Below are 2,884 nucleotides of genomic sequence, written 5' to 3'. Positions count from 1 at the left end.
GGGCCGCGTTCGGTGACAGCCGGCTGACCGAGGCGGCATCGCCTTCGGAGCGTCGCCCAGCGCGCACAGGATCAGGACGACCCACTTGTCCGAGACGCGATCGAGCAGTTGCCGGCTGGGACACCCTGCCAGGAAGGCGTTGTACTCCACCTTGGCCTGTGCCCTCTTCTGGGCCGCCCTCGTCGTCGTCACTTAAGCGCTGTCCGGCCGTCGGCGATGTCGGGCGCAGCCGGCCGGCGGTCCTTCGGTCCTCAGACGGCCGCGCGGATGATCCCCACGGTGCGCGCCAGGTGTGGTTCCGAGCGGTCGGCGCGGTGGGCCACGGCCAGCTCCACGCGTGCGTCGGCCCCGGACAGCGGCAGGTAGGCGACACCGTCGAGCGCCAACGCGGTCACCGGCTCGGGCACGACCGCGACCCCGAGCCCGCCGGCCACGAGCGTCACCAGGGTCGAGGTCTCGCCGACCTCGTGGCGGATGCGCGGTTCGACGCCCGCGTCACGCAACAGGCCCAGGACGACGTCGTACATCACGGAACGGCGGTCGGCGGAGTGCACGATCAGATCGGCGCCGGCCAGGTCCGCGACCCGCAGCCTCTTCCGGCGGGCCAGGGGGTGCTCGACCGGGACGGCGACGACGAGCCGGTCCCGGCGCAGGGTGTGCACGGTGAGGGAGAGGTCGGCCGCCGGCGGCCGTAGCAGCGCGACGTCGATCGCGCCCGCGCGCAGCGCCTCGACCTGGTCGGGCGCGAGCATCTCGCCGCGGAAGGAGAAGTCGACGCCGGGCAGCTGCTCCGTGAGCCGCCGTGAGAGCGCGGGCAGCAGGCTGTACGTCGCCGAGCCCACGCACCCGATCGCGAGGTGCCCCACCGAGCCGGACGCGACGAGCCGCGCGTGGTGGGCGGCCTCGTCCACGTCGGAGAGGATCGCGCGCGCCCGCTCGAGATAGGCCCGGCCCGCCTCGGTCACGTCGACGCGGCGCGTGGTGCGCCGCAGCAGCTCCACGCCGAGCTCGGTCTCCAGCTGCCGGATCTGCTGGGACAGCGGCGGCTGTGCCATGTGGAGCCGCTCGGCGGCGCGACCGAAGTGGCGTTCCTCGGCCACCGCCACGAAGTACCGGAGGTGCCGCAGATCCATATGCCATCCATCTCAATCGGCTTCGATATGCGTACTTCAGAATATCGCGGCCAGGGACTAGCGTCGCTGCCATGAGCGCTTTCCTGTACGCCGCGACCCGGACGCCCTTCGGCCGCTACAACGGGGCGCTGGCCGGCGTCCGCCCCGACGACCTCGCCGCCGCGGCGATCACCTCGACGCTCGCCCGGGTGCCGGGCCTCGACCCCGCCGCCGTCGACGACGTGGTGTGGGGCAACGCCAACGGCGCGGGCGAGGAGAACCGTAACGTCGGCCGCATGGCCGCGCTCCTCGCCGGCCTCCCGGTGAGCGTGCCTGGCACCACGGTCAACCGCCTGTGCGGGTCCAGCCTCGACGCGGCGATGACGGCCAGCCGGACCATCGAGTCCGGCGACGCCGAGGTGGTGCTCACCGGCGGCGTCGAGTCGATGACGCGCGCGCCGTGGGTCCTGCCCAAGCCGGCGAAGCCCTTCCCGGCCGGCGACGTCACCGCCGTCTCCACCACGCTCGGCTGGCGACTGGTCAACCCCCGGATGCCGAAGGAGTGGACCGTCAGCCTCGGCGAGGCCAACGAGCAGCTCCGGGAACGCTTCGGGATCACCCGAGAGCGCCAGGACGCGTTCGCCGCCCGCTCCCACCAACTCGCCCACGCGGCCTGGGAGTCAGGGTTCTACGACGACCTCGTGGTGCCGCTCGACGGCGTCGACCTCACCCGCGACGAGGGTGTCCGGGCCGGATCGACACCGGAGGTCCTGGCGGGGCTCAAGCCGGTCTTCCGCACACCGGAGCAGGGCGGCACGATCACCGCGGGCAACGCGAGCCCGCTCAACGACGGGGCCTCCGCGGTGCTGCTGGGCAGCGAGCGGGCGGCGGCCACGATCGGGGCCGACCCGCTCGCCCGTATCGCCGGCCGCGGCGTGACGGCGCTGGAGCCGCAGGCCTTCGGCTACGCCCCGGTCGAGGCCGCCAACCGCGCGCTGGCCAGGGCCGGGATCGGCTGGGACCAGGTCGGCGCGGTCGAACTGAACGAGGCCTTCGCCGTGCAGTCGCTCGCCTGCCTGGACGCGTGGAAGATCGACCCCGCCCTCGTCAACCAGAAGGGCGGCGCCATCGCGATCGGCCACCCGCTCGGCGCCTCGGGCGGCCGCATCCTCGCCACGCTGGCCAAGGTGCTCCGCGAGACGAGGCAGCGCTACGGGGTCGCCGCGATCTGCATCGGCGTCGGCCAGGGGCTCGCCGTCGTCCTGGAGAACTGCGATGTCACGGGGGCGGCCCAGTGAGCCGGACGGAGATCGCCGATTCCGCCGACGCGGCGGTCGCCGGGATCGAGGACGGGTCCACCGTCCTGGTCGGCGGGTTCGGCCTGGCCGGGATGCCGTTCGACCTGATCGACGCGCTCATCCGGCAGGGCGCGAAGGACCTCACCATCGTGTCCAACAACGCCGGCAACGGTGACGTCGGCCTGGCCGCGCTGCTGGCCGCCGGCCGGGTGCGCAAGGTGCTCTGCTCCTTCCCGCGCCAGGCCGACTCCTGGGTCTTCGACGACCTCTACCGCGCGGGAAAGATCGAACTGGAGGTGGTGCCGCAGGGCAACCTCGCCGAGCGGATGCGCGCGGCCGGAGCCGGCATCGGCGCCTTCTACTGCCCGACCGCGGTCGGCACGCCACTGGCCGAGGGCAAGGAGGTGCGGGAGATCGACGGCCTGCCACCTGGCCGGGGTGACGACGGCCATCGCCACCTGCGGCACCGCCTTC

Annotated in this window: 3 protein-coding genes and 1 pseudogene; 2 read left to right on the top strand and 2 right to left on the bottom strand. The window is 73.4% G+C overall.

Translation table 11 applies throughout. The features are described 5' to 3' along the window. Positions 1 to 192: pseudogene (locus ABZ646_RS44095) on the bottom strand (transcriptional regulator); the annotation flags it as partial. 59 nt (positions 193 to 251) lie between these two features. Beyond that, on the bottom strand, positions 252 to 1,133 hold the full coding sequence (locus ABZ646_RS44090) for a LysR substrate-binding domain-containing protein (protein WP_360532708.1): 882 nt from the start codon (positions 1,131 to 1,133) through the stop codon (positions 252 to 254). A 71-nt stretch (positions 1,134 to 1,204) separates the two neighbouring features. On the opposite strand from ABZ646_RS44090, the gene ABZ646_RS44085 reads away from it, so the two are divergent. Further along, positions 1,205 to 2,410 carry a thiolase family protein gene (locus ABZ646_RS44085; RefSeq protein ID WP_360532705.1) on the top strand — a complete coding sequence of 402 codons (1,206 nt, stop codon included), beginning with the start codon at positions 1,205 to 1,207 and terminating at the stop codon, positions 2,408 to 2,410. Next, the coding region (locus tag ABZ646_RS44080) for a 3-oxoacid CoA-transferase subunit A (RefSeq protein ID WP_360532702.1) at positions 2,407 to 2,884 on the top strand (478 nt) is incomplete at its 3' end. The genes ABZ646_RS44085 and ABZ646_RS44080, both read left to right, overlap by 4 nt.

This window comes from Streptomyces sp. NPDC007162 (genome assembly GCF_040634175.1).
In the GTDB taxonomy this organism is placed as follows: domain Bacteria; phylum Actinomycetota; class Actinomycetes; order Streptomycetales; family Streptomycetaceae; genus Streptomyces.
This window is presented reverse-complemented; position numbering and strand designations above follow the sequence as displayed.